The sequence below is a fragment of the Geomonas propionica genome (genome assembly GCF_016458235.1).
GTDB lineage: Bacteria > Desulfobacterota > Desulfuromonadia > Geobacterales > Geobacteraceae > Geomonas > Geomonas propionica.
In genome coordinates, this window is record NZ_JAEMHK010000012.1 from 140875 (window position 1) to 165951 (window position 25077).

The 25077-nt window shown below is 62.8% G+C and carries 22 protein-coding genes; all 22 read left to right on the forward strand.

Going from position 1 to position 25077, the window contains the following annotated elements; translation table 11 throughout:
- Positions 1-137 precede the first annotated feature (137 nt).
- The 22 genes from larB (at position 138) to gatB (ending at position 24989) form a co-directional block, all read left to right on the forward strand.
- Complete coding sequence (gene larB, locus JFN90_RS15880; protein WP_199396104.1) at positions 138-893, forward strand: nickel pincer cofactor biosynthesis protein LarB; 756 nt, start codon at positions 138-140, stop codon at positions 891-893.
- Positions 890-2047, forward strand: a complete 1158-nt coding sequence (gene larC, locus JFN90_RS15885) for a nickel pincer cofactor biosynthesis protein LarC (RefSeq protein ID WP_199396105.1) — start codon at positions 890-892, stop codon at positions 2045-2047. Before larB ends, larC begins: the two co-directional genes overlap by 4 nt.
- Positions 2044-2493: a phosphatidylglycerophosphatase A family protein gene (locus JFN90_RS15890; protein ID WP_199396106.1), complete on the forward strand. Its 450-nt coding sequence runs from the start codon at positions 2044-2046 to the stop codon at positions 2491-2493. The genes larC and JFN90_RS15890 overlap by 4 nt, the downstream gene beginning before the upstream one ends.
- A complete protein-coding gene (locus tag JFN90_RS15895) occupies positions 2490-3734 on the forward strand; it encodes a competence/damage-inducible protein A (RefSeq protein ID WP_199396107.1) in 1245 nt (414 codons plus the stop codon). Before JFN90_RS15890 ends, JFN90_RS15895 begins: the two co-directional genes overlap by 4 nt.
- A gap of 37 nt (positions 3735-3771) precedes the next feature.
- Entirely contained in the window at positions 3772-5742 is a 1971-nt protein-coding gene (locus JFN90_RS15900) for a sensor histidine kinase (protein WP_199396108.1), read from the forward strand.
- A gap of 245 nt (positions 5743-5987) precedes the next feature.
- The gene (gene recA, locus JFN90_RS15905) at positions 5988-7004 is read left to right on the forward strand and encodes a recombinase RecA (protein WP_199396109.1); all 1017 of its coding nucleotides are present in this window, start codon (positions 5988-5990) and stop codon (positions 7002-7004) included.
- Positions 7005-7007: 3 nt separating this feature from the next.
- Positions 7008-8171, forward strand: coding sequence for a type IV pilus twitching motility protein PilT (locus JFN90_RS15910; protein ID WP_199396110.1), 1164 nt, complete (start codon positions 7008-7010; stop codon positions 8169-8171).
- Entirely contained in the window at positions 8172-8633 is a 462-nt protein-coding gene (locus tag JFN90_RS15915) for a regulatory protein RecX (protein WP_199396111.1), read from the forward strand.
- Between the two features lie 285 nt (positions 8634-8918).
- Positions 8919-11546, forward strand: coding sequence for an alanine--tRNA ligase (alaS, locus tag JFN90_RS15920; protein ID WP_199396112.1), 2628 nt, complete (start codon positions 8919-8921; stop codon positions 11544-11546).
- 212 nt (positions 11547-11758) lie between these two features.
- Entirely contained in the window at positions 11759-12898 is a 1140-nt protein-coding gene (locus JFN90_RS15925; RefSeq protein ID WP_199396113.1) for a hybrid sensor histidine kinase/response regulator, read from the forward strand.
- A gap of 97 nt (positions 12899-12995) precedes the next feature.
- A complete protein-coding gene (argB, locus tag JFN90_RS15930) occupies positions 12996-13874 on the forward strand; it encodes an acetylglutamate kinase (RefSeq protein ID WP_199396114.1) in 879 nt (292 codons plus the stop codon).
- Positions 13875-14039: 165 nt separating this feature from the next.
- Positions 14040-15233, forward strand: a complete 1194-nt coding sequence (locus JFN90_RS15935; RefSeq protein WP_199396115.1) for an acetylornithine transaminase — start codon at positions 14040-14042, stop codon at positions 15231-15233.
- Between the two features lie 52 nt (positions 15234-15285).
- Positions 15286-16197 (forward strand): ornithine carbamoyltransferase, encoded by a 912-nt coding sequence (gene argF, locus JFN90_RS15940; RefSeq protein ID WP_199396116.1) that lies wholly within the window; start codon positions 15286-15288, stop codon positions 16195-16197.
- A gap of 57 nt (positions 16198-16254) precedes the next feature.
- Positions 16255-17475 carry an argininosuccinate synthase gene (locus JFN90_RS15945; RefSeq protein WP_199396117.1) on the forward strand — a complete coding sequence of 407 codons (1221 nt, stop codon included), beginning with the start codon at positions 16255-16257 and terminating at the stop codon, positions 17473-17475.
- Positions 17476-17536: 61 nt separating this feature from the next.
- Entirely contained in the window at positions 17537-17968 is a 432-nt protein-coding gene (locus JFN90_RS15950; RefSeq protein ID WP_199396152.1) for an NUDIX domain-containing protein, read from the forward strand.
- A 217-nt stretch (positions 17969-18185) separates the two neighbouring features.
- Positions 18186-19322 (forward strand): hypothetical protein, encoded by a 1137-nt coding sequence (locus JFN90_RS15955; protein ID WP_199396118.1) that lies wholly within the window; start codon positions 18186-18188, stop codon positions 19320-19322.
- A 54-nt stretch (positions 19323-19376) separates the two neighbouring features.
- Entirely contained in the window at positions 19377-20753 is a 1377-nt protein-coding gene (argH, locus tag JFN90_RS15960; RefSeq protein WP_199396119.1) for an argininosuccinate lyase, read from the forward strand.
- Positions 20754-20755: 2 nt separating this feature from the next.
- Positions 20756-21526 carry a fibronectin type III domain-containing protein gene (locus tag JFN90_RS15965; RefSeq protein ID WP_199396120.1) on the forward strand — a complete coding sequence of 257 codons (771 nt, stop codon included), beginning with the start codon at positions 20756-20758 and terminating at the stop codon, positions 21524-21526.
- A 90-nt stretch (positions 21527-21616) separates the two neighbouring features.
- Complete coding sequence (gene gatC, locus JFN90_RS15970) at positions 21617-21904, forward strand: Asp-tRNA(Asn)/Glu-tRNA(Gln) amidotransferase subunit GatC (RefSeq protein ID WP_199390778.1); 288 nt, start codon at positions 21617-21619, stop codon at positions 21902-21904.
- 12 nt (positions 21905-21916) lie between these two features.
- Positions 21917-23374, forward strand: a complete 1458-nt coding sequence (gatA, locus tag JFN90_RS15975) for an Asp-tRNA(Asn)/Glu-tRNA(Gln) amidotransferase subunit GatA (protein ID WP_199396121.1) — start codon at positions 21917-21919, stop codon at positions 23372-23374.
- Positions 23347-23553, forward strand: coding sequence for a hypothetical protein (locus JFN90_RS15980; RefSeq protein WP_199396122.1), 207 nt, complete (start codon positions 23347-23349; stop codon positions 23551-23553). The genes gatA and JFN90_RS15980 overlap by 28 nt, the downstream gene beginning before the upstream one ends.
- On the forward strand, positions 23550-24989 hold the full coding sequence (gatB, locus tag JFN90_RS15985; RefSeq protein WP_199396123.1) for an Asp-tRNA(Asn)/Glu-tRNA(Gln) amidotransferase subunit GatB: 1440 nt from the start codon (positions 23550-23552) through the stop codon (positions 24987-24989). Before JFN90_RS15980 ends, gatB begins: the two co-directional genes overlap by 4 nt.
- Positions 24990-25077 lie beyond the last annotated feature (88 nt).

Sequence of the window (25077 nt, forward strand, 5' to 3'; positions counted from 1 at the left end):
CACTGTGACACAAGCCCACCGTTTGTCTCTCAGAAAATTCCTAGCTCCTGCCAAAAAAAACATTTTTTAGCAGCGAATCCTATGTTTGTATGTTAGCCTTAATCGCATTTTCCAACTCCGGAGGCAGCTTCATATTCATGCAAAATAAGGTAATTGAAAAAGTTCTCCAGGATGTGAGTGAGGGGGCGCTCGATGTTCCCCAGGCACTGGAGAAATTGAAGCACCTCCCCTTCGAAGACGTCGGCTGCGCCACGGTCGACCACCACCGCACGCTGCGCCAGGGTTTTCCCGAGGTGATCTTCGGCCAAGGCAAGAGCGTCGCCCAGATGCGCACCATCATCACCGCGCTCCTGGAAAAAGGGGGCAACGTCCTGGCGACCCGGGTCAACCGGGCCAAGGGGGCGAAACTCCAGGAGTTCTTCCCGCAGGCCATCTACCACGCCGACGCCCGCGCGCTCACCATCGAACAGCATCCGGTGGCATTGCGCGGCCGGGGCAAGGTGCTCGTGGTCTGCGCCGGTACCTCGGACATTCCGGTTGCGGCCGAGGCGGTGCTCACCGCACAGATGATGGGGAACGAGGTGGAGAAGGTCTACGACGTGGGCGTCGCCGGACTGCACCGCCTGCTGGCGCGGCGCGGCACCCTGGCGGAAGCCTCGGTGATCATCGTGGTGGCCGGGATGGAGGGGGCGCTCCCTTCGGTGGTCGGCGGCCTGGTGGACAAGCCGGTGATCGCGGTACCGACATCGGTGGGCTACGGCGCCTCCTTCGGCGGCGTGGCGGCCCTCCTGGGCATGCTCAACTCCTGCGCCGCCGGGGTGACGGTGGTGAACATAGACAACGGTTTCGGGGCGGCCTACGCGGCGAGCCTCATGAACAGGATTCACGGATGAAGGTACTGTATTTCGACTGCTTCGCGGGGATCGCAGGCGACATGACCGTGGCCGGCCTGATCGAACTCGGGCTCCCGCTGGAGACACTGCAACAGGAACTTTCCTCGCTGCCGCTGTGCGGCTACACGCTGGAGAGCCGCAAGGTCGACCGCCACGGCGTGGCCGGCACCTCCTTCAAGGTCACCCTCACCGAGGAGGACCAGCCGCACCGCCACTATTCCGGCATCTCGGCGATGATCGAGAAGTCGGGTCTCAAACCGCGGGTCAAGGAACTCTCCCAGCGCATCTTCTTGAAGCTGGCGCAGGCCGAGGCGAGCGTGCACGGCGTGCCGCTGGAGCGGGTGCACTTCCACGAGGTGGGCGCCGTCGACTCCATCGTCGACATCGTCGGGACCGCGATCGGCCTCGACTATCTTGGCATCGACCGGGTCTGCGCCTCGGGCCTTCCCTACGGCCACGGCTTCGTGAAGACCGCGCACGGCCTGCTTCCGGTCCCGGCACCCGCCACCGCGAAGCTCATGGAGGGGATCCCCCTTGGCGCCGACATCGGCCCCGGCGAGCGGGTCACCCCGACCGGCGCGGCCATCGTCGCGGCGCTCGCCGACAGTTTCGGAGCTCCCCCGGTGATGACCGTGGCGGGAACCGGCTACGGCGCCGGCGAGAAGGATTTCCCGGAACTCCCCAACCTGCTCCGGCTGGTGCTCGGGGAGAGCGCCGAGGCCAAAGAGGCCCAGGAGGTGCTGGTCCTCGAGACCCACATCGACGACATGCCCGCGGAGATCTTCGGCTTTCTCATGGAACGGCTCTTGGAGGCGGGGGCGCTGGACGTCGCCTTCTCGCCGCTGCAGATGAAGAAGAACCGCCCCGGCACCCGGCTCACCGTTATCGCCAAGCCGGGCGACCTGCAAAAGCTCTCCGACCTGATCCTCTCGGAATCGAGTGCCATCGGCCTGCGCTACTATCCGGCCGGCCGGATCACCCTCCCCCGCTCCTGCGAGACGCGGACGACCTCTCTGGGCGAGGTGCGGGTCAAGGTACTGGGCGACGGGCGCGTGACGCCGGAATACGACTCCTGCCGCGAGATCGCCCTCGCTAAGGGAGTGCCGCTGGGCGAGGTGTACCGGACGGTGCAGATGGAGTGCGGCAAGGGATGAAGACGTTCGTGATTATTGCCGCCACCTGGTTCGGCACCGGCTTTGCCCCCTTCGCCTCCGGAACGGTCGGGACGCTGGGCGCGATTCCCTTTTTCCTGCTCCTCTCCGGCATGCCGCTCTGGCTCTACCTGGTCACCACGGTCGCCTTCACCCTGTTCGCCTGCTGGAGCGCGGGCTTTGGCGAGGAGCTCTGGGGCGAGCACGACTCGGGCAAGATCGTCATCGACGAGGTGGCGGGTTACCTGGTGACCATGACCGCGGTCCCCGCTTCCTGGCAGGGGATCCTGGCGGGCTTCATCATGTTCCGCATCTTTGACATACTGAAGCCGCAGCCGGCGCGCTGGTTCGACCGCTCACTGAAAAACGGCTACGGCGTGGTGCTGGACGACATCGCCGCCGGCGTCTACGCCTGCGCCGCCACGCACCTGGTGCTGAGGCTTTTGTGAGAGTCGCCATCCTTTCCATAGGAGACGAGCTCCTCACCGGCGAAGTGACCGACACCAACGCGAGCCACATCGCCGGCCGCATCTACGACTGCGGCGCGCGCGTCTACCGGCACCTCACCGTACCGGACGACGAGGAGGCGATCGCGCAGGCCCTCACCGAGCTGGCTGCGGCAAGCGACGCCGTCATCGTCACCGGCGGGCTCGGCCCCACCCCCGACGACTACACGGCGCAGGGCGCGGCACGGGCGGCGGGAGTCGAGCTGGAGTTATCGCAGACGGCGCTGGAGCACCTGGCCGAGTTCGAAAAGAGGATCGCCAGGCCGCTGCACCCGGCCAACCGGCGCCAGGCCCTTTTCCCCAAAGGCTTCCGGCTCATCCCGAACCCGCTGGGAACCGCCTGCGGCTTCGGGATCACCATCGGGCAGGCCGAACTCTTCTTCCTCCCGGGCGTCCCGTACGAGATGGAGCGGATGCTGGCGGAGACGGTGCTCCCGGAGCTCGCCAAGCGACTTCGCGCGCCCTGGCGACGCATCACCTTGAAGCTCTTCGGCATCCCCGAGGCGGCCATCGCGGAACGGCTGGAAGGCGCCCTCCCGGCAGACGCCCCCGTACAGCTCGCCTACTGCGTCAAATACCCCGAGATCCACGTGATCCTGCGCGCGGCAGCCACAGACGCGCAACTCATGGAGGAGGCGGCCGGCGAGGTGAGAAAGAGGCTGGCGCAGTACCTCTTCGCCGAGGACGAGGACACCATGGACTGCGTGCTGGCGCGCCTGTTGCGGGAGAGCGGCGTCACCCTGGCCCTCGCCGAGTCCTGCACCGGCGGCATGATCGCCGCGCGCATCACCGCGGTGGCCGGCAGCTCCGCCTACTTCCTGGAAGGGAACGTGACCTACAGTAACGCCGCCAAGAGCAGGATGATCGGCGTCCCTCCCGAGCTGATCGAGCGGCACGGGGCGGTCAGCGCCGAGGTCGCCCGCGCCATGGCCCAAGGGGCCCGCGAGGCCTCCGGCAGCGACCTGGCCCTGTCGGTGACCGGCATCGCCGGGCCGGACGGTGGCACGCCGGAGAAGCCGGTCGGCACGGTCTACATCGCGCTGGCCGACGCCGGGTCCTGCCGGATCGAGCGCTGCAACTTCCAGGGGGACCGTGACCGGGTCCGCTCCATCACCTGCTTTACCGCGCTCAACTGGTTGCGCGAACACCTCCTCATCCGCCATGGAGCAGCGGCCCCCGACTGACACGGGGCCATAACTAAGCTGGTACAGGGGACCTACCTTGCACTTTGCGCCGCTGTTACTGATTGTCGCCTGCGAATTACTGCTCCTTCTGATCGAGCAGTACGCGCCGCTGCCCGGATGGCTGCACTTCGGGGTGTCCGTTTCGCTGGCGGCCGTGCTGCTGTGCTTCGTGGCGCTCTTCAAGCAGCGCGAGGCGACCATGGTGGACGGCCTGCGCCGCGAGATCGGGGAGATGCAGCAGGAGGCGGCCAAGAGCGCGCGGCGTTACAAGAGCCTCCTGGAAGGGGCCGGCAACGCCATCTTCATCTTCAAGGTCGAAACGGCCGAACTCGAGGAGGAGAACCGGCTGGGGCGGGAGCTTTTCGGGTTCAGCAAGGACGAGCTCGGCACCATGGCGGTGCGCGACCTGCTGGACCCCTGCGAGCACGAGCGGTTGCGCACGTTTTTGTACCAACTGGTACGCAACGGGGAAGCCGACTGGGACGAGGTGCGGCTCAAACGCAGAGACGGCTCCTCCTTCCTGGGCGAGATCAACGCCCGGCTGATCAACCTCGGCGACGAGCAGGTCGCCCACTGCCTGCTGCGTGACATCACCGAGAAACGTCGCACAGAGCGGGAGATCTGGCAGAGAAACCGCGAGCTCTCCATCCTGAACAACATGCTCACCAGCATGAACCTGGGGACCGAGCTGAAGACGGTTCAGGAAGGGACCCTGCTCGAGCTGATGGAACTGTTCCGCGCCGAAGGCGGCACCCTGCACCTCTCCACCCCCGAAACATCCTCCCCTACCCTGTGTGCCTCCAAGCACGCCTCCCCCGACCTGGAGCAGGTGCTCCGGGAAACCCTGAACACCCCGAACAGCTTTGACCAAGTCTGCATCGTTCCCCTGGGGCGTGCCGGCGAAGGCTGGGGGAGCCTCACCTCCATCCCGGTCAGCTCGCAGGAGCGCCTGCTCGGCGTGATCCACCTCATCCACCGCGAGCCCCACAGCTACGCCCCCGAGGAGTTGCGTTTCCTGGAGACGGTCGGCAAGCAGATGGGGAGCATCATCGAGCAGACCCGGCTCTTCACCGAGCTCACATGGAAAAGCGAGGAGTTGCTCCGCTCGCACCGGCTCCTGGAGAAGAGCAGCCACAACCTCTCCCTTTCCGAAAGCAAGCTGAAGCAGAACCTGGCCCTGGTCGAGCGGGCGCACCTGGAGCAGGTGCGGCTGGACCGCATGAAGAACCAGTTCCTGGGCATGGTCTCTCACGAGTTCAACACCCCGCTCACCAGCATCATCTCGGGCGTCGACCACCTGCTGCAGCAGGGATGGAATTCGCAAGAGGACGCCTGCCGGGTACTGGAGATGGTGCGGGACGGCGGGCTCCGCTTGAAGGCCCTGGTCGCGGACTTGTTGAAGCTGATCCGGCTCGAGTCGCGCCGCGAAGGGCTGGAGACCTCCGCCATCCACCTGAGGATGCTGCTGGAAAACCTCCTGGACCAGCTCCAGCCCCTGTTCGTGGAGCGGGGCCAGGTGGTGACGCTGCGCGAACTGGACCAGCTCCCCTTCTTCCAGGGGGACTGCGGCTACCTCGAACGGGTCTTCTATGAGCTGCTCTTGAACGCCATCCGCTTCAGCCCAGAGGGGGGCGAGATCGTGGTGAAGGGGCGCGTGGTCCAACAGGGGGACCTGCACCAGCGGGCCCACACACTGCAACGGTTCAACCCCGATTTCCTCAGGCGCTGCGGTGAGCGCTGCTACCTGGAAGTGGAGGTGCGCGACTGCGGCATCGGTATTCCGCTGCACGAGCAGCAGGGGATCTTCGAGATCTTCTACGAGGTGGGCGAGATCAGGCACCACTCCAGCGGCAGGAGACAGGGCAAAGGCGCCGGGCTTGGGCTGGCCATCGTCAAGGGGATGGTCGAGGCCCACGGCGGCATGGTCTGGGTCGAGAGTAACGACGGCAGTTCCTTCTTCCTGGTGCTGCCGCTGGAGCAGGAGCTGATCCAGCCGGCTCTTTTCTAAAACATGTTCTATGTTCTGCGTTCTGGGTTCTACGTTGACGGCTTGTGGGTGCAGGACGGCCGCAAACGGTTTTCGCGCCAGGAGAGCGCAAGTCGATTTTTACGGTTTTAACGTAGAACGTAGAACATAGAACGTAGAACGGTTGCCTTTGCATTTGCCTTTGCGGTTTTAGTTGTGTTATGTGTGATTGGTTCCGGAACCAGACCCAAAAATAGCGCCTGACAAGGCTAAGGAGATATAAAACGATGCTCGACAAGGAAAAAGCGGAAAAAGCCCTCGACCTGGCCATGAGCCAGATCGAGAAACAGTTCGGCAAAGGGGCCATCATGAGGCTCGGGAACGATGAGGCGCTGCCGGACGTGGCGGCGATCCCCACCGGCTCCCTCTCGCTGGACATCGCGCTTGGAGTGGGGGGCGTACCCCGCGGCCGCGTCATCGAGATCTTCGGACCGGAATCCTCCGGTAAAACCACCCTCGCCCTGCACGTGATCGCCGAGGCCCAGAAACTGGGTGGCATCGCCGCCTTTGTCGACGCGGAACACGCCCTTGACATCGGCTACGCCAGGAAACTCGGCGTCAAAACCGACGACCTCCTGGTCTCCCAGCCGGACACCGGCGAGCAGGCTCTGGAAATCGCGGAAACCCTGGTGCGCTCCGGCGCCATCGACGTCCTCGTGGTCGACTCCGTCGCCGCCCTGGTCCCTAAGGCCGAGATCGAGGGTGACATGGGCGACTCGCACATGGGCCTGCAGGCACGCCTCATGTCCCAGGCGCTCAGGAAACTCACCGGCATCATCTCGAAATCCAACTGCTGCGTCATCTTCATCAACCAGATCAGGATGAAGATCGGCGTCATGTTCGGCAACCCGGAAACCACCACCGGCGGCAACGCGCTCAAGTTCTACGCCTCGGTGCGCATGGATATCAGGAAGATCGCGGCCTTGAAGCAGGGCAACGACATGATCGGCTCCCGGACCCGCGTCAAGGTGGTCAAGAACAAGGTGGCCCCCCCGTTCAAGGAAGTGGAATTCGACATCCTCTACGGTGAAGGGATCTCGAAAGAAGGGGACGTTCTGGACCTCGCCGTCGAGCGCAACGTGGTCGAGAAGAGCGGCGCCTGGTTCTCCTACGGCAAGGAGCGCATCGGCCAGGGGCGTGAAAATTCCCGGCTGTTCCTCAAGGAACACCCGGAGATCACCGAAGAGATCAGGGCTAAACTCACCGCTCCAGAACAAGACGCCCCAGCACCCGGCGCAGCCTAAACCATGCAACTCAACGAGATCCTCGCCGTAGCCATGAAGGCGAAGGGGTCGGATATCCACCTGAAGGCGGGGCTCCCCCCCATCGTCAGGATTGACGGCTCCCTGCGCGCTATTCCCAACGCGGACCGACTCTCCAGCGACACGGTCCGCAACATGGCCTTCTCCATCATGAACGACCGCCAGAGGCGGGTTTTCGATGAGAACTACGAGGTTGACCTCTCCTACGGTGTCCCCGGTCTCGGGCGCTTCCGCGTCAACGCCTTCGCCCAGCGCGGGACGGTGGCCATGGTGCTGCGTGCCATCCCCATCGCCATCCCGACCCTGGAGGCACTGAACCTGCCGCCGGTCCTGAAAAAGCTGGCGCTGGAGCAGCGCGGCCTGCTCCTGGTCACCGGCACCACAGGTTCCGGCAAGTCCACGACGCTCGCCTCCATCATCGACTACATCAACGAGCACCGGACCTGCAACATCATCACCATCGAGGACCCGGTCGAGTACCTGCACAAGGACAAGAAGAGCCTGATCAGCCAGCGCGAGGTGGGCTTCGATACGCTCACCTTCGGTAAGGCGCTCACCTCGGCCCTGCGCCAGGATCCGGACGTCATCCTGGTCGGCGAGATGCGCGACTACGAGACCATCGAAACCGCGCTGACCGCCGCCGAGACCGGTCACCTGGTGCTCTCCACCCTGCACACCCTGGATGCCGCCGAGACGGTGAACAGGGTCATCTCGGTGTTCCCCCCTTTCCACCAGCGCCAGGTGAGGATGCAACTCGCCGGCATCCTGAGGGGCGTCATCTCGCAGCGCCTGGTGCCGCGCATCGACGGCAAGGGACGAGTCCCGGCCGTCGAGGTCATGATCGGTACCGCCCGCATCAGGGACTGCATCGACGACAAGGAAAAGACCAAGCAGATCCCGGACGCGATTGCCCAGGGGCACACCACCTACGGCATGCAGACCTTCGACCAGTCGCTTATGCAGCTTTTGAGCAGGAAACTGATCACCTACGATGAGGCCATGCGCCAGTCCAGCAATCCCGACGACTTCGCCCTCAAAATCTCCGGCATTTCCTCCACCTCGGACTCCAGCTGGGACAGCTTCACCGATGAAACGGGAGCACCGGCCAAGGAAGCCGAAGGCGGAGACCTGGTCATCGAGAAGTACTAGGTGCCGCGCGGAACGGCCCTGGAGTGCTGCCTGCGGGTGCTCACCCTGCGCGACCACTCCGAAGGGGAACTTCGGAAGAAGCTTTCCGGCAAAGGGTATGAAGAGGGGGAGATCGAGGCAAGCGTCGCCCGCATGAAGGAGCTTGGCTACCTCGACGACCTGCGCTTCGCCCGCAGTTTCGCCTCTTCCGCGCTGAGAAACGGCAGGGGGGTCGGACCGCGGTTGAAGTTGGAACTCGCCCGCCGCGGCGTGGCCGGTTCCATCGTGAGCCAGGTGCTGGACGAGTTGGCCCAGGAATACAGCGAGCAGGATCTGCTGGCGCAGTTGATGGAGCGCCGCTACCCCGGCTTCGACGCCGCCACGGCTTCCGACAAGGAGAAGCGGCGCATCGTCGGGTACCTGCAGAGAAAGGGGTTCTCGCTAGGCGCCATCTTTAGGGAGTTGAAGGCGCACGAGGACTAAGGGCGGGCGGAGGGGTAGTAGCAGAAGGGATTGGCTCCGTTAGGTGCCTGTCCCTCTAGCGGCACGCTCCCTTTCAGCCTGGCCACCGGCCACAATCAGAGGGGGATTTGACTCCGTCGCAACTTAGGATGCTGCGGGTTCCTCGGCTAAATCCCCCCTGTCCCCCCTTTGCGAAAAGGGGGAACGCTGGTTCAGGTGTTGCTCTTCGTGGAACCCAGTCACTACAGTGCATGATTGCGCATAACCGTTACAAGGTTTAGATATTCCATTTACTGAGGTTTTTTTATGACAGGCAAAGAGATCCGGGCGCAGTTCTTCAACTTCTTTCAGAAAAAGGGTCACACCCTGGTGGAGAGCTCGAACCTCATCCCGAAGAACGACCCCACCCTGCTGTTCACCAATGCAGGCATGAACCAGTTCAAGGACGTGTTCCTTGGTCTTGAGAAGCGCGATTACAACCGCGCCGTTTCCTCCCAGAAATGCGTCCGCGCCGGCGGCAAGCACAACGACCTCGAGAACGTCGGGCGCACCGCGCGGCACCACACCTTCTTCGAAATGCTGGGCAACTTCTCCTTCGGCGACTACTTCAAGAAAGAAGCGATCGCCTTCGCCTGGGAATTACTTACCGTGGAACTCGGCCTCTCCAAGGACCGCCTCTACGTCACGGTCTACAACGACGACGATGAGGCAGCCGACATCTGGCACACCCAGGAAGGTGTGCCGCGCGAGCGCATCTACCGCTTCGGCGAGAAGGACAACTTCTGGTCCATGGGCGACACCGGCCCCTGCGGTCCCTGCTCCGAGATCTTCTGGGATAACGGCCCCGGCACCGGCTGCGGCTCGCCGGACTGCGCCGTCGGCTGCGACTGCGACCGCTACATGGAGATCTGGAACAACGTCTTCATGCAGTTCAACCGCGACAAGGACGGCACCCTGACGCCGCTCCCAAAACCGTCGGTCGACACCGGTATGGGCCTGGAGCGCATCTCCGCCGTCATGCAGGGGGTCACCTCCAACTACGACACCGACCTGATCCAGGGGATCATCCGCCACATCGAGGGGATCTGCGGCAAGAAGTACCGCGCCGACGAGAAGGACGACGTCTCCATGCGCGTCATCGCCGACCACTCCCGCGCCACCACCTTCCTGATCTGCGACGGCGTGCTCCCCTCCAACGAGGGGCGCGGCTATGTGCTCCGCCGCATCATGCGCCGCGCCGCCCGCCACGCCAAGATGCTGGGCGTGTCCGAGCCGATGCTCTACCGCGTGGTCGATGCAGTCAACATGATGATGGGCGACGCCTACCCGGAACTGCTCGAGCGCGAGCACTACGTGAAGAAGGTGATCAAGGCGGAGGAAGAGCGTTTCATAGAGACCCTCGACCGCGGCCTCGCCATCCTGAACGAGGAGACCGCGGCACTGAAGGCCAAGGGGGACAAGGTCCTCTCGGGCGAAGTGATCTTCAAGCTTTACGACACCTTCGGCTTCCCGGTCGACCTCACCGCCGACATCGTCGAGGCGGAAGGGCTTACCCTGGACGAGGACGGCTTCGCCCTGTGCATGGAGAAGCAGCGCGTTAAAGCCAGGGAGAATTGGAAAGGCTCCGGCGAGCAGGGGCTTGCCGCCATATACAAGGAACTGCACGGCGCCGGCATCACCAGCGACTTCGTGGGCTACGCCGAGCAGACCGCCTACTCCACCGTGAGCGCCATCGTCAAGGGAGGCGTCCTGATCGAAGAGGCCAACGCCGGCGACGAGGTCGAAATCATCACCGCCAAGACCCCTTTCTACGGCGAATCCGGCGGCCAGGCGGGCGACACCGGCACCATCTCCACCGGTTCGGCCCACGTCGAAGTGGAGAGCACCAGCCGCCCCTTCACCGACCTGATCGTGCACCGCGGCAAGGTGGTATCCGGCAACATCCGTAACGGCGAGGCCGTGGACCTGAAGGTCGCCTCGGCGAACCGCTCCGCCACCGCGAGAAACCACACCGCGACCCACCTCTTGCAGGCGGCGCTGCGCGAGGTGCTGGGCGATCACGTCAAGCAGGCCGGCTCGCTGGTAACCCCGGACCGTCTGCGCTTCGACTTCACCCACTTCAGCCCGATGACCGCCGAGGAGATCCGCAGGGTCGAGATCCTGGTCAACGGCCACATCATGGCCAACGACTCCGTCGACGCCCGCGAGATGCCGGCCGCCGAGGCCATGGCCGCCGGCGCCACTGCCCTCTTCGGCGAGAAGTACGGCGACGTGGTGCGCGTGGTGCGCGTGGGCGAAGTCTCCTCCGAACTGTGCGGCGGCACCCACGTGCACGGCGCCGGCGAGATCGGCTTCTTCAAGATCATCTCCGAGGCGGGCATCGCCGCCGGCGTGAGGCGCATCGAAGCCCAGACCGGGCACGGCGCCCTGGCCGTGGTGCACCAGATGGAAGACGAACAGAGAAGCATCGCGACCCTGTTGAAAGCGGAAGGGGTCAGCGCGCTGGACCGCGTGGAGAAGCTCCTGGCCGGCCAGCGCGAGCTGCAGAAGGAATTCGACGCGCTGCAGGCGAAGCTGAACGCGTCCAAGTCCGCCGACCTGATCCAGCAGGTGCGCGAGCAAAACGGCGTCAAGATCCTGGCTGTAAAGGTAGACGGCGACGCCAAGGGGCTGCGCGAACTCTCCGACACCCTGAAGGAGCGCATCGGTTCCGGCATCATCGTGCTGGGCGCGGGCGACGCCGCCAAGGCGAACCTGTTGGTGGCGGTCACCTCCGACCTCACCTCGCGCTGGAAGGCGGGCGACATCATCAAGGCAATCGCTCCCATCGTGGGCGGCAACGGCGGCGGCAAGCCGGAGCTGGCGCAGGCCGGCGGCACCAAGCCGGAGAACCTCGCCGAGGCGCTCGAGGCCGTGTACAGGATCGTAGGGTAGTAGTGCCGGGGACTGGCTCCGCCAGGTGCCTGTCCCCCTCAGTTCTGTCCCCCTCAGTTCTTGAGCGCCATGTGTTCTTCCCGAGCAAAAAGGGGACAGGCACCTGGCGGAGCCAGCCCCCCGCTTCTCTCCCAAAGGGGAGGGTCAGGGAGGGGGAAAAGTAGCGCACAACTTGCAACAGGCAGATATTTCAGCACAACCGGGACATGCCTATGCTCGAACTGACCGCCCAGCACACCCAGGACCTCCTGCAGGATCGGGACAAGAAAACCATCCTCATCGTCGATGACGAAGGGGTGATCCGCGACCTGTGCAAGCGGGTGCTCAACGACTACCACATCGTGGAGGCGGGGGACGGGCAGGAGGCGTACGAGATCTTCCTGCGCGGCGGCATCGACGTCATCCTCACCGACGTCATGATGCCTCGGATGGACGGCATTGAGCTCCTGAAAAAACTGAAAGAGCGCGAGCCGACCATGGTGGTTATCATCATGACCGGCTTCGCCGATAAGGACCTGATCCTCAAGGCCCTGAAGGCCGACGCGGACGACTTCATCACCAAGCCGCTCAACCTGCTGCAGTTAAAGAGCGCCATCAGCAAGGCGCTGGTGAAAAAGGCCCTCAAGGAAGAGATCGCCAACCTCAGGAACCTGGACCGTTTCAAGACCGTGTTCCTGTCGCTGGTCTCCCACAAGTTCCGCACCCCCATCACCTCCATATCGCTCTTTCTCCAGAACCTCGCTTCCGGCGTCATCGATCCGTCCGACGACGGAGCCAAGGAACATATCAAGCTGATCTACAACGAGGCGTGCTACCTCGGCAACCTGGTCACCGACCTGCTCACCTTCTCCTCGGTCATGGACAGCGGCGCCGGGCTGCACCTGGAGCCCTGCACCCTCAACCTGCTGCTGCCGAGACTGCTGCAGGAGGCCCAGGTAGTTTCGGACCGATCCGGCGTCACCGTGCACATCACGCAGGACACGGTGCCGGAGCTGATGCTGGACCGCGACAAGGTGAGCTTCGCCGTGCGCCAGGTGATCAACAACGCCATCAAGTTCTCCAAGGAAACCGGGGTGGTCTGCGTCACGCTGAGAAACCTCGAGAACCAGTGCGAGATCACCGTCCAGGACAACGGCATCGGCATCCCCACCGAGCAGCTTCCCAAGCTGTTCGAGAAGTTCTACCAGGTCGACGCCGAGCATACCGGCCAAGTGCGCGGTTTCGGACTCGGCCTGTTCTACGTGCGCGAGTTCATCCGGATGCACGGCGGCACCGTCAGCATCGAGAGCGAAGAAAACGTCGGCACCCGCGTCGTCATCACCCTCCCCAGCAAAGCCAGCCAAAGCCCCTGAAAAGGCTGGCGCTTCCCCCTGTTTGAAGTTGATTATTTCCCCCTATCTGCTATATTAACGTCTTTCTGTGCACTAATTAACGCTAGAAGAGGCACTCATGCAGCATCTCATAGAGAAGGCGAGCACTCTCATGGAGGCTCTTCCCTATATCAGGCGTTTCTCTGGGAAGACCATCGTCATCAAGTACGGCGGGCACGCCATGGCAGAAGAGAAACTGAGAAAGTCTTTTGCCCTTGATATCATCCTCCTCAAATACATCGGCATCAATACCGTGGTAGTGCACGGTGGCGGTCCCCAGATCAACGAGACACTGAAGCGCTACGGCATAGTGTCAGAGTTCGTCAAAGGGATGCGTGTCACCGACGCGGAAACCATGGGCGTGGTCGAGATGGTGCTGACCGGCCAGGTGAACCGCGAGGTGGTCGGCCTCATCAACCAGCATGGCGGCCGCGCCGCCGGTCTTTCCGGCAAGGACGGCAGCCTTTTGCTCTGCGAGAAACTGCTCCAGGAAATCCGACGAGAGGACGGCGGGGTCGAGATGGTCGACATCGGCTTCGTGGGCGACGTCGTCGAAGTGAACCCCGCCATTCTGCAGGCATTGGAAAAGGGTGGTTTTATCCCGGTGATCGCACCGGTGGGTGTCGGGCGTGACGGGCAGAGCTACAACATCAACGCGGACGTGGTGGCCGGCAAGGTTGCCGCGGCGCTGGGCGCGGAGAAGCTGATCCTGTTGACCGACGTCTCCGGCGTCAAGGACAAGCAAGGGGAGCTTCTTTCCAGCATCCCGCTCGCCGACGTCCCCGAGTTGATCGACAACGGCACCGTCACCGGCGGCATGATCCCGAAAGTGACCTGCTGCACCGACGCGCTCGCCGCGGGCGTGAAGAAAGCGCACATCGTGGACGGCCGGATCGAGCACGCCATCCTTTTAGAGATCTTCACCAACGTGGGAATAGGGACGGAGATACAGGCGTAACGGTCTTAACTGCCGTTCTATGTTCTATGTTCTACGTTAACGGCGCCATGGCGCCGGCGGTGGAGGTATTGGAACATCAGATTCAGTGACTGCCATTCTGTTCCGGTTTTGGTCTTAACGTCGAACCTAGAACGTAGAACATAGAACGGCTTCGGGAGGTTTTAAATGAATTCATCTGCCTGGATAGAAAAGGGCGACAAATACATCATGAAGACGTACGGGCGGTACCCGCTGGTCCCGGTTAAGGGCGAGGGGTGCTACCTCTGGGACGCCGACGGCAAACGCTACCTCGACTTCCTGGCCGGGGTCGCGGTCAACAACCTGGGGCACTGCCACCCGAAAGTCACTGCGGCGCTCGCCAAGCAGGCGGCGGAACTGATCCACTGCTCGAACTACTACCACATCCCGACCCAGATCGAGCTGGCTGAACTCCTGTGCAACCTCTCCTTCGCCAACAAGGCCTTCTTCTGCAACTCGGGCGCCGAGGCGAACGAGGCCGCCATCAAGCTGGCCAGGAAGTACAGTCGCGAGACGTTCGGGAAGGAGCGCTACGAGATCATCACCGCCATCTCCTCGTTCCACGGCCGCACCATGGCCACAGTCTCGGCCACCGGCCAGGAGAAGGTGCAGAAGTTCTTCGATCCGCTCCTGCACGGCTTCCGCCACATCCCCTTCAACGACGCCCAGGCGCTCAGGGAGGCCATCGGCCCCGGCACTTGCGCCGTGATGCTGGAACCGATACAGGGCGAGGGGGGCGTGGTGGTTCCGGACGCATCCTATTTCCAGGAAGTGCGCAAGATCTGCGACGAGAACAACCTGATCCTGATCTTTGACGAGGTCCAGGTAGGGATGGGGCGCACCGGCAAGATGTTCGCCCACGAACACTTCGGCATCACACCGGACATCATGACCCTCGCCAAGGCGCTCGCCGGCGGAGCCCCGATCGGGACCATGCTCGCCACCGACAAGCTGGCGGAATCCTTTACCCCGGGCACCCACGGCTCCACCTTTGGCGGCAACCCGCTGGTGACCGCCGCGGCGGTGGCCACCTTGCGCGCCATCCAGGAGGAAGGGATCCTGAACCACACCGAGGAGATCGGCGAATACCTGATGGGCGAGTTGGAGGCCCTGGGCAAGAGGTTCCCAAGCGTGATCATCGATGTGCGCGGCATCGGCCTCATGATCGGCGTGGAACTTGCCATCCCCGGCGGCGACATCGTCAAGACCGCCCTCTCCCGCGGGCTCTTGTTGAACTGCGCCCAGGAGAAGGTGCTCCGCTTCGTCCCGCCGCTCATCGTCGGGAAGAAGGAGGTGGACGAGATGATCGCCACCTTGACTCAGATTTTGGCCGAACTGTAGTTTTTTCCGCCGCATTGCCGGCTATCAACCTTAGAAGCGAGAACCAGCAAATATGAAAAAAGACTTCCTGGCACTGAGCCAGTTCACCAAGGCTGAACTGGACGCCATGTTTGCCCTGTGCAAGGACCTGAAAGCGAAGACCAAGAACCGCGAGGAGCACCACCTCCTCAAGGGCAAGTCGCTGGCCATGATCTTCGAGAAATCCTCGACCCGCACCAGGATCTCATTCGAGGTCGGCATGTACCAGCTGGGGGGGCACCCGCTCTTCATCTCCAGCAAGGACTCCCAGATGGGCCGCGGCGAGCCGATCAAGGACACCGCCCGCGTCATGGCCCGCTACTGCGACGGCGTCATGATCCGCACCTTCGCCCAGGAGACCGTTGAGGAATTCGCCAAGTATGCCTCCATCCCGGTCATCAACGGGCTCACCGACCTGCACCACCCCTGCCAGATCATGGCCGACGTGTTCACCGTGATCGAGCACAGGGGGAGCTACGACGGGCTCAAGTTCGCCTGGATCGGCGACGGCAACAACATGGCCAACTCCTGGATCGAGGCCGCCGCCATCTTCGGCTTCGACCTGACCCTCGCCTGCCCGGAAGGGTATGACCCGAACCAGCAAGTGCTGGCATGGGCCAAGGCGAACGGCTCCTCCAAGATCGTGATCACCCGCGACCCGAAAGAAGCGGCCAAGGACGCCGACGTCTTGAACACCGACGTCTGGGCCAGCATGGGTCAGGAAGAGGAGCAGAAGATCCGCGAGAAGGCCTTCGCCGGGTACCAGCTGAACGAAGAACTGCTCGATCTCGCCAAAGGTAACGCCATGGTGCTGCATTGCCTGCCGGCGCACCGCGGCGAGGAGATCAGCGACGAGGTCATCGAAGGTCCCCACTCCGCCGTCTGGGACGAAGCCGAAAACCGCCTGCACGTGCAGAAGGCCATCATGGCCACATTGATGAAATAATCCGATCGGTCGCCCAGCAACGGGCGGCCTGAGCGATCAACGACCAAAGGAGAACCCATGGCAAAAAAAGAAGTGAAAAAGATCGTCCTCGCCTATTCGGGCGGGCTTGACACCTCCATCATCCTCAAGTGGCTCAAAAATGAGTACGGCTGTGAGGTGGTGACGTTCTCCGCAGACCTGGGCCAGGGCGACGAGCTCGAGCCGGTGCGCGAGAAGGCATTCAAGACTGGCGCCGACAAGGTGTACATCGACGACCTGCGCGAAGAGTTCGTGCGCGACTTCGTGTACCCGATGTTCCGCGCCAACGCGATCTACGAGGGCTCCTACCTGCTGGGCACCTCCATCGCGCGCCCGCTGATCGCCAAGCGCCAGATGGAAATCGCCAAGATCGAGGGCTGCGACGCCGTCTCCCACGGCGCCACCGGCAAGGGCAACGACCAGGTCCGCTTCGAGCTGGCCTACTACCACTTCAACCCGGCCATCACCGTGGTCGCCCCGTGGAGGGAGTGGAAGCTGAATTCCCGCCAGGCGCTGATCAACTACGCCAAGCGCAACGACATCCCGATCCCGATCACCAAGAAGCGCCCGTGGTCTTCCGACCGCAACCTGCTGCACATCTCCTTCGAAGGGGGCATCCTGGAGGATACCTGGCTCGAGCCGCCCGAGAACATGTTCGTGCTGACCAAGTCCCCGGAAAAGGCGCCCAACAAGCCGCAGTACATCGAGATCGAGTTCGAGAAGGGTAACGCGGTCGCCGTCGACGGCGTGCGCATGACCCCGGCTCAGCTTTTGGCGCACCTGAACACCATCGGCGGCGAGCACGGCATCGGCCGCGTCGACCTCCTCGAGAACCGCTCGGTCGGCATGAAGTCCCGCGGCGTCTACGAGACCCCGGGCGGCACCATCCTGCGCGAGGCCCACATGGCGGTCGAGCAGATCACCATGGACCGCGAAGTCATGCACCTGCGCGACTCCCTGATCCCGCGCTACGCGGAGATGATCTACAACGGCTACTGGTTCGCTCCGGAGCGCGAGATGATGCAGTGCATGATCGACGAGTCCCAGAAGACCGTGAACGGCGTGGCGCGCCTCAAGCTCTACAAAGGGCACGTGCGCACCGTGGGCCGCAAGTCCGAGAGCGACTCCCTGTTCAACCTCGACTTCGCGACCTTCGAGAAGGACCAGGTCTACAACCAGGCGGACGCCGAGGGCTTCATCAAGCTGAACTCGCTGCGGCTCAGGATCCGTTCCCTGATGATGGCCAACAAGAACAAGTAGTTGAGCTGGCAGTAAAGGAGGGTCATAGGGGCACGAGGCTTTCGTGCCCCTATCCGCTTATATGGAGCAAAACGATTTCAAGGCCAGCCACATAGTCACTTCCGTGGTCGCCGTTATCATCGACACCGATGGCCGGGTGCTCCTCACCAAGCGGAACATTCCTCCCTTCCAGGGGGAATGGGTGATGCCTGGGGGGAAGATCGATCTCGGCGAACCGATCGTGGCGGCGCTCAAGCGCGAGGTCTGGGAAGAGGTGGGCCTCGAGGTGGAAGTTGGCAACCTCATCGACGTCTTTGAGCACGTGACGCCGGGCGAGGACAACTACCACTTCATCATCATCTACTACCGCTGCACGCCGCTTTACTGCGATGTGAACCACAACAAGGACGAAGTCGCCGAGGCCCGCTGGGTCGAGCCGGACGAGTTGGAGAGCTACAAGATCCCCGCCGGCGCACGCTTTATCCTTAGTAAGATCTTTACAAGCCGTGACTGATACAACGTCCCGGCGTTTGAGCTTGTTGCGTTGCAGGCTTTAAAAGCATTTTGTTAACGCAAAGACGCGAAGGCGCAAAGGGGAAAAACCATCCAATTTGTTATTGGGTTTTTCCTGGTGTCTTAGCGCCTCCGCGTCTTTGCGTTGAATATTGAGCTTTGATTTGCAGTCCGCTGTTCATTGTCAATTGTGCATTGTCAATTTGGGGTCCCTGCCCATGGTCAAGATCGTCGAGAAACACGTCCAGCTCGATTTCCCTCTGGGTCATCACCTGCACTGTCTCATCGCCCAGATCCCGAACCGGCTGCAGCGCCGCGACCACCTGTTCTCCCTGGTCAACCCGGAGGAGCAGTGGCACATGGTGCGCAGCGTTCTCGACCTGGTGGCCGACGGCGCCGGAAACCTGAAGCGGCTGCACTTCCTGATGTTCCCGGAGACCTCGGTCCCGGTCTCCCGCTTCGACGACCTGCTCGACATGATCACGGAGCACTTCCGCCCCAACACGGTCACCATGTTCGGCATGGAACAGATCCGTCTGGAGCAGTACCGGGCCCTTTTGACCCGCTTCCAGGATGACAACGCCGAAGCGCTGGACTGCGTGGAGCGCGACATCGACTCGGGCGACATCCTCGGCATGCCGGTCAACTGGTGCTGCATCGCCATCAAGGAAAGCAGCGGACGCCTGCGGGTCTTCCTGGAAGCGAAGACACACCCCTTCCGCGGCGAGGAGTTCCTGGACAAGGACCACGACCTGTACCGCGGGCGCCATTTCTACCTGTTCAGGGGCGAGCCGGCCTGCTTCAACTTCATGACGATCATCTGCCTTGATTACCTCTACCGGGACCTCTACTCCTCCAACATCAAGCAGATCATCGACCACTCCAACCGGCTGTTCTTCACCATGAGGCAGTCGCTGGACGCCCTCTTTGTGATCCAGTGCAACCCAAAGCCGGAGCACAGCGCCTACCGGGACGTGCTAACCGGCTTCTACGGCGAGCACCTTGAGGACACCCCGGGGGTGCGCGAGACGGTGACCGTGTTCGGCAACTGCTCCGACGAGAGCGAGATCGAAGGGGTGCGCTGCCAGGGGTGCTACGGGGTCTCCTCCGTGGCCATCAGCGCGCGCCACAAGATGTCGCCGGTCCAGGAGCGGGAGTTCGCCAGCGACGACTTCGGCGGCGCGCCGGTCTGCCGGCTCAGGTTTGGCACCGGGACCAGGCTCATCTATTTCAACCTGCCGCTCTACCACGAGCTCGACCCGAGGAGTTCGCGGGTACCGTTGAAGGTGCACACGGTGCTGCGCCGGACCGACAGCGGCTGGATCAAAGCAGGCGGCGAGGGGCAAATTCTCTAAAAGCGTTAAAGAAGTTGCAGTCCTATTAAAATCAGCAGCAGGAGATCGAAAGACATGTCCAAAGACAAACTGTGGGGTGGCCGTTTCACCCAGCCCACCGACAAGTTCGTAGAAGAGTTCACCGCCTCCATCAACTTCGACAAGCGCCTGTACCACCAGGACATCCGCGGCTCCATCGCCCACGCCACCATGCTGGGCAAGCAGGGGATCATCCCGATCAAGGACGTGGAGGAGATCGTGCACGGCCTCCGGGAAATCCTGGACAAGATCGAGGCAGGCGAATTCGACTTCTCGGTCTCCCTGGAAGACATCCACATGAACATCGAGGCGCGCCTCTCCGAGAAGATCGGCGACGCGGGCAAGAGGCTCCACACTGGCCGCTCTCGTAACGACCAGGTGGCGCTGGACATCCGCCTCTACCTCCGCGACGAGCTGGTGGAGATCTCCGCCTATATCGACCTGTTGATCGACGCGCTCATCTACCAGGCGGAGCAGAACCTGGGCGTCATGATGCCGGGCTTCACCCACCTGCAGACGGCGCAGCCGATCCTCTTCTCGCACCACATGATGGCCTACCACGAGATGCTCAAGCGCGACAAGGGGCGCATGGAAGACTGCCTGAAGCGCACCAACGTAATGCCGCTGGGCGCCGGTGCGCTGGCCGGGACCACCTTCCCCATCGACCGCGAGTACGTGGCCGAGCTGCTCGACTTCCCCGAGGTGACCCGCAACTCTCTCGACTCGGTCTCCGACCGCGACTTCGCCATCGAGTTCTGCGCGGCATCCTCGATCCTGATGATGCACCTGTCCCGCTTCGCCGAGGAGCTGATCCTCTGGTCCACCAGCGAGTTCAAGTTCGTCGACCTCTCCGACTCCTTCTGCACCGGCTCCTCCATCATGCCGCAGAAGAAGAACCCGGACGTCCCGGAGCTGGTGCGCGGCAAGACCGGCCGGGTCTACGGCAACCTGATGGCGCTCCTCACCCTGATGAAGTCGCTCCCCCTGGCCTACAACAAGGACATGCAGGAGGACAAGGAGCCGCTGTTCGACACCATCGACACCGTGAAAGGTTCGCTCAAGATCTTCGCGGACATGGTGCGCGAGATGAAGGTGAACGAGGCGCGCATGAAGACCGCCGCTGCCGCCGGGTTCTCCACCGCGACCGACGTGGCCGACTACCTGGTCAGAAAGGGGATCCCGTTCCGCGACGCGCATGAGATCGTCGGCAAGGCGGTGCGCTACTGCATCGAGAACGAGATGGACATTCCGGAACTGTCGCTGGCCGAGTGGCAGATCTTCTCGGCCCGCATCGAGGACGACATCTTCGCCTCCATCACCCTGGAAGCCTCGGTCAACGCACGCCGCGCGACCGGCGGCACTGCGCTGGAGCGGGTCAAGGCCGAGATCGCACGCGCCAAGGAAGGGCGTTAAACATGGCCGCCTCCCGTCGCTTCCTGCCGGCCCTGCTCCTGGCCGCCGCGCTCGCCGTCAGCTCCGGCTGCGGCAAGAAAGGCGCGCTGATCCCGCCCGAGGCACTGGTTCCGGCGCCGATCGCCACCCTGGCAACGGCGCAGAAAGGGGCCGAATTCCAGGTGAGTTGGACCGGGCCGGGCAAGCAGGAAAAGGGAGGCAAGCTGGAAGACCTGGCCGGGTTCCTGCTCTACCGGCGCAACGTGCTCCCTCCCGCGCAGGACTGCGAGGAGTGCCCGAACGCGTATAAGCAACTGGCGCTGGTCGATCTTGACCTCCCCGAAGGGGCGCGCCAGGTGGGAAGCCTCTGGATCTACGACGACTTCGACCTGAAAAAGGGGCAGACCTACCAGTACAAGGTGCGCTCCTACACCAAGAGCGGCGCGCAAAGCAAGGACTCCAACAAAGTGCGGCGCACGGCGGTCACCCCTCCCCTCCCCCCGGTGCTGGAGGCGGCCGGCTCGCCCAACGAGGTGACGCTGAACTTCGTGGGGCTACCCCCGGAGCAAGGTACCGCCACCGGGTACAACATCTACCGGAGCAAAAAGGGTGAGCCGATGCCGCTCGCCCCGCTCAACAAGGCACCGCTGGCGGGTAACACCTACCAGGACAAGGACGTCATCCTGGGCATCACCTACAGCTACGCCGTAACCAGCGTTGCCACCGTCGATGGCCAGGCCGTGGAGAGCGCCTCCTCCAACGTCACCGAAGCCGGGCTGGTGCTTCCGGACTAGGTTCCGTTGCCTTTTCAGCCCTTTCATGATAAAAACCGGGAACATCTTTTAACATCACGACGCCCCGCCAGGGGCGCATTTGGAGCAGTTATGAAGATCACGAGAAGTGAGGTGGAGCACGTAGCCAGGCTGGCGCGGTTGGAACTTTCCGACAGCGAGCTGGACACCTTCACCGGACAGATGGACGGCATCCTCGCCTACGTGGAGAAGCTGAACGCACTGGACACCGAGGGGATCGTACCGACCTCGCATGCGGTACCGATGGAGAACGCCTTCCGCCCCGACCAGCCCGCCGATTCCATCGGCGTGGAAGCCGCCCTCGCCAACGCGCCGCTGCGCGCGGAGAGCTTTTTCAGGGTGCCCAAGGTCATAGAATAGGAGTGTTTTGCAATGGAAATTTTCGACCTTACCATACACGAGCTGCACGAGAAGCTTAAGGCGAAGGAGGTTTCCTCCGTCGAGGCGACCCGCGCCATGCTGGAGCGCATCGAGGCGGTTGACGGCCAGGTGAACGCCTACATCACCGTCACGCCGGAGCAGGCGCTGGTCGAGGCTGAAGCCGCCGACAAGCGCATCGCCGCCGGCGACATCGCGCCCTTGACCGGCATCCCGGTTGGCCTCAAGGATATCTTCATCACCAAGGGGATCCGCACCACCTGCGGCTCGCGCATTCTGGAAAACTTCGTCCCCCCCTACGACGGTACCGCAGTCGCCAAGCTCAAGGAGCAGGGCGCAGTCATCGTGGGCAAGCTGAACCAGGACGAGTTCGCCATGGGGAGCTCCAACGAGTCATCCTACTTCGGACCGGTTAAGAACCCGTGGGATCTGGAGGTCACCCCGGGTGGTTCCTCCGGCGGCTCCGCTGCCGCCATCGCCGCGCGCACCGCGACCGCGACCCTCGGCACCGACACCGGCGGCTCCATCCGCCAGCCCGCCTCGCACTGCTCCTGCGTGGGTCTTAAGCCGACCTACGGCCGTGTTTCCCGCTACGGCGTGATCGCCTACGCCTCGTCGCTGGACCAGGTCGGCCCGCTCACCCGTGACGTCACCGACGCCGCACTCCTTTTGGGTGCAGTGGCCGGGCATGATCCCAAGGACTCCACCTCCGTGAACACGCCGGTTCCCGACTACGCAGCCGGTCTGCAGGCGGGGGTAAAGGGGCTGAAGATCGGCCTTCCCAAGCAGTACTTCATCGAGGGTCTCGACCCGGACGTGAAGCGCGCTATGGATGAGGCGATCGCGCTCTACAAGAGCCTGGGCGCCGAACTGCGCGAGGTGAGCCTGCCGCACACCGAGTACGCGGTTGCCACCTACTACCTGATCGCCACCGCCGAAGCGAGTTCCAACCTGGCGCGCTACGACGGCGTCCGCTTCGGCCACCGCGCCGACGACGCCCGCGGCTTGAAGGAGATGTACGCCAAGTCCCGCGCCGAGGGCTTCGGCTCCGAGGTGAAGAGAAGGATCATGCTCGGCACCTACGCGCTCTCCTCCGGGTACTACGACGCTTACTACGTCAAAGCCCAGAAGGTCAGGACCCTGATCATGCAGGACTTCCTGAACGCCTTTAACGAAGTGGATGTGCTCTTGACCCCGATCGCACCGACGCCCCCCTTCAAGATCGGCGAGAAGCTGGCGGACCCGCTGCAGATGTACCTTTCCGACATCTTCACCATTCCGGTGAACCTGGCCGGCACCTGCGGCATCAGCATCCCCGCCGGTTTCAGTGCCGCCGGTCTTCCCATCGGTCTGCAGCTGATCGGCAAGCCGTTCGGTGAAGCGACCATCCTCTCCACCGCCTACGCGTTCGAGAAGGAGACCCAGTGGCACCTGAAGAAGGCGCCGCTGTAAAACCTAAAACCATTGGCCACGGAGAAAATCTGAGAACTTCGGAGAAAACCGTGAGCCTAAAAAGACTTACAAGACTTTGGTTTAACCCAAAAGCTTTTGTGTTTGGTTTTCTCAGATTTACTCAGATTTTCTCCGTGGCTAACGGTTTACAGCCTTTCGGTTTTTTGGAGCTCACATGAAATATCAGGTTGTCATCGGGCTTGAGGTGCACACCCAGCTCACCACCAACACCAAGATCTTCTGCGGCTGCTCGACCCGCTTCGGCGCAGAGCCGAACTCGCAGACCTGCCCGGTCTGCCTCGGCTTCCCCGGCGCGCTGCCGGTGCTCAACAAGCAGGTGGTCGAAAACGCCATCCTCGCGGGACTCGCCACCAACTGCTCCATCACGCAGAGAAACGTGTTCGCCAGGAAGAACTACTTCTACCCGGACCTCCCCAAGGGGTACCAGATCAGCCAGTTCGACCTCCCCATCTGCCAGCACGGCCACCTGGACATCGAGGTGGACGGCGAGCAGAAACGGATCGGCATCACCCGCATCCACATGGAGGAGGACGCCGGCAAGCTGGTGCACGCCGACATCCCCGGGGTGGACGATTCCTGCGTCGACTTGAACCGCGCCTGCACCCCGCTCCTGGAGATCGTCTCCGAGCCGGACATGCGCTCGCCGGACGAGGCCATCGCGTATCTTAAGAAGCTGCACCAGATCGTCATGTACCTGGGCATCTGCGACGGCAACCTGGAGGAAGGAAGCTTCCGCTGCGACGCCAACGTTTCCCTGATGCCGGTCGGCTCCACGGTCTTCGGCACTCGTGCGGAGCTTAAGAACATCAACTCCTTCAAGTTCATCAAGCAGGCGATCGAGTACGAGATCGAGCGCCAGGCGGAGATCCTCGACGACGGCGGCAAGGTAATCCAGGAAACCCGCCTCTTCGACCCCAACACCGGCACCACGCGCTCCATGCGCGGCAAGGAAGAGGCGCACGACTACCGCTACTTCCCGGACCCGGACCTCGTTCCGGTGCTGATCACGGACCAGTGGATCGAGGACGTGCGCGCCACCCTGCCGGAACTGCCGGAGGCGAAGCGTGCCCGCTACGTCGCGGAGCTGGGCCTTCCCGAGTACGACGCCGAGGTGCTGGTGTCGAGCCGCGAACTGGCGCAGTACTACGAGGAGACCGTCGCCCTGTTCCCACAGGCTAAGACGGTATCCAACTGGGTCATGGGTGAAGTCTCCCGCGCGCTCAACGAGGACAACAACCGCTCCATCACCGACTGCCAAGTGACGCCGGCGCTCTTGGCCGACCTCTTGAAGCTGATGGAGAAGGGAACCATCTCCGGCAAGATCGCCAAGACCGTGTTCGACGAGATGTACAAGACCGGCAAGGCGCCGGAGAAGATCGTCGAGGAGAAAGGCCTGGTGCAGGTTTCCGACACCGGCGCCATCGAGGCGATGGTGGACGAAGTGCTCAACAACAACCCGGCCCAGGTCGAACAGTACCGGGGCGGCAAGGAAACCGTCTTCGGCTTCTTCGTCGGCCAGGTGATGCGCGCTTCCAAAGGCAAGGCCAACCCGGCCGTGGTCAACGAGCTGCTGCTGAAAAAGCTTAACGGCTAAAGACAAAGGCGTTTAACAGGGATAAAGGGGATAAAAGGGATAGATCAAAAGATTTGCTTTTATCCCCTTCATCCCTTTTATCCCTGTT

What these genes read in the sequence shown, in the direction of transcription:
- larB (WP_199396104.1), top strand. Translation starts at nt 138, where the DNA reads ATGCAAAATAAGGTAATTGAAAAAGTTCTCCAGGATGTGAGTGAGGGG.
- larC (WP_199396105.1), top strand. Translation starts at nt 890, where the DNA reads ATGAAGGTACTGTATTTCGACTGCTTCGCGGGGATCGCAGGCGACATG.
- JFN90_RS15890 (WP_199396106.1), top strand. Translation starts at nt 2,044, where the DNA reads ATGAAGACGTTCGTGATTATTGCCGCCACCTGGTTCGGCACCGGCTTT.
- recA (WP_199396109.1), top strand. Translation starts at nt 5,988, where the DNA reads ATGCTCGACAAGGAAAAAGCGGAAAAAGCCCTCGACCTGGCCATGAGC.
- JFN90_RS15910 (WP_199396110.1), top strand. Translation starts at nt 7,008, where the DNA reads ATGCAACTCAACGAGATCCTCGCCGTAGCCATGAAGGCGAAGGGGTCG.
- alaS (WP_199396112.1), top strand. Translation starts at nt 8,919, where the DNA reads ATGACAGGCAAAGAGATCCGGGCGCAGTTCTTCAACTTCTTTCAGAAA.
- JFN90_RS15925 (WP_199396113.1), top strand. Translation starts at nt 11,759, where the DNA reads ATGCTCGAACTGACCGCCCAGCACACCCAGGACCTCCTGCAGGATCGG.
- argB (WP_199396114.1), top strand. Translation starts at nt 12,996, where the DNA reads ATGCAGCATCTCATAGAGAAGGCGAGCACTCTCATGGAGGCTCTTCCC.
- JFN90_RS15935 (WP_199396115.1), top strand. Translation starts at nt 14,040, where the DNA reads ATGAATTCATCTGCCTGGATAGAAAAGGGCGACAAATACATCATGAAG.
- argF (WP_199396116.1), top strand. Translation starts at nt 15,286, where the DNA reads ATGAAAAAAGACTTCCTGGCACTGAGCCAGTTCACCAAGGCTGAACTG.
- JFN90_RS15945 (WP_199396117.1), top strand. Translation starts at nt 16,255, where the DNA reads ATGGCAAAAAAAGAAGTGAAAAAGATCGTCCTCGCCTATTCGGGCGGG.
- JFN90_RS15950 (WP_199396152.1), top strand. Translation starts at nt 17,537, where the DNA reads ATGGAGCAAAACGATTTCAAGGCCAGCCACATAGTCACTTCCGTGGTC.
- JFN90_RS15955 (WP_199396118.1), top strand. Translation starts at nt 18,186, where the DNA reads ATGGTCAAGATCGTCGAGAAACACGTCCAGCTCGATTTCCCTCTGGGT.
- argH (WP_199396119.1), top strand. Translation starts at nt 19,377, where the DNA reads ATGTCCAAAGACAAACTGTGGGGTGGCCGTTTCACCCAGCCCACCGAC.
- JFN90_RS15965 (WP_199396120.1), top strand. Translation starts at nt 20,756, where the DNA reads ATGGCCGCCTCCCGTCGCTTCCTGCCGGCCCTGCTCCTGGCCGCCGCG.
- gatC (WP_199390778.1), top strand. Translation starts at nt 21,617, where the DNA reads ATGAAGATCACGAGAAGTGAGGTGGAGCACGTAGCCAGGCTGGCGCGG.
- gatA (WP_199396121.1), top strand. Translation starts at nt 21,917, where the DNA reads ATGGAAATTTTCGACCTTACCATACACGAGCTGCACGAGAAGCTTAAG.
- gatB (WP_199396123.1), top strand. Translation starts at nt 23,550, where the DNA reads ATGAAATATCAGGTTGTCATCGGGCTTGAGGTGCACACCCAGCTCACC.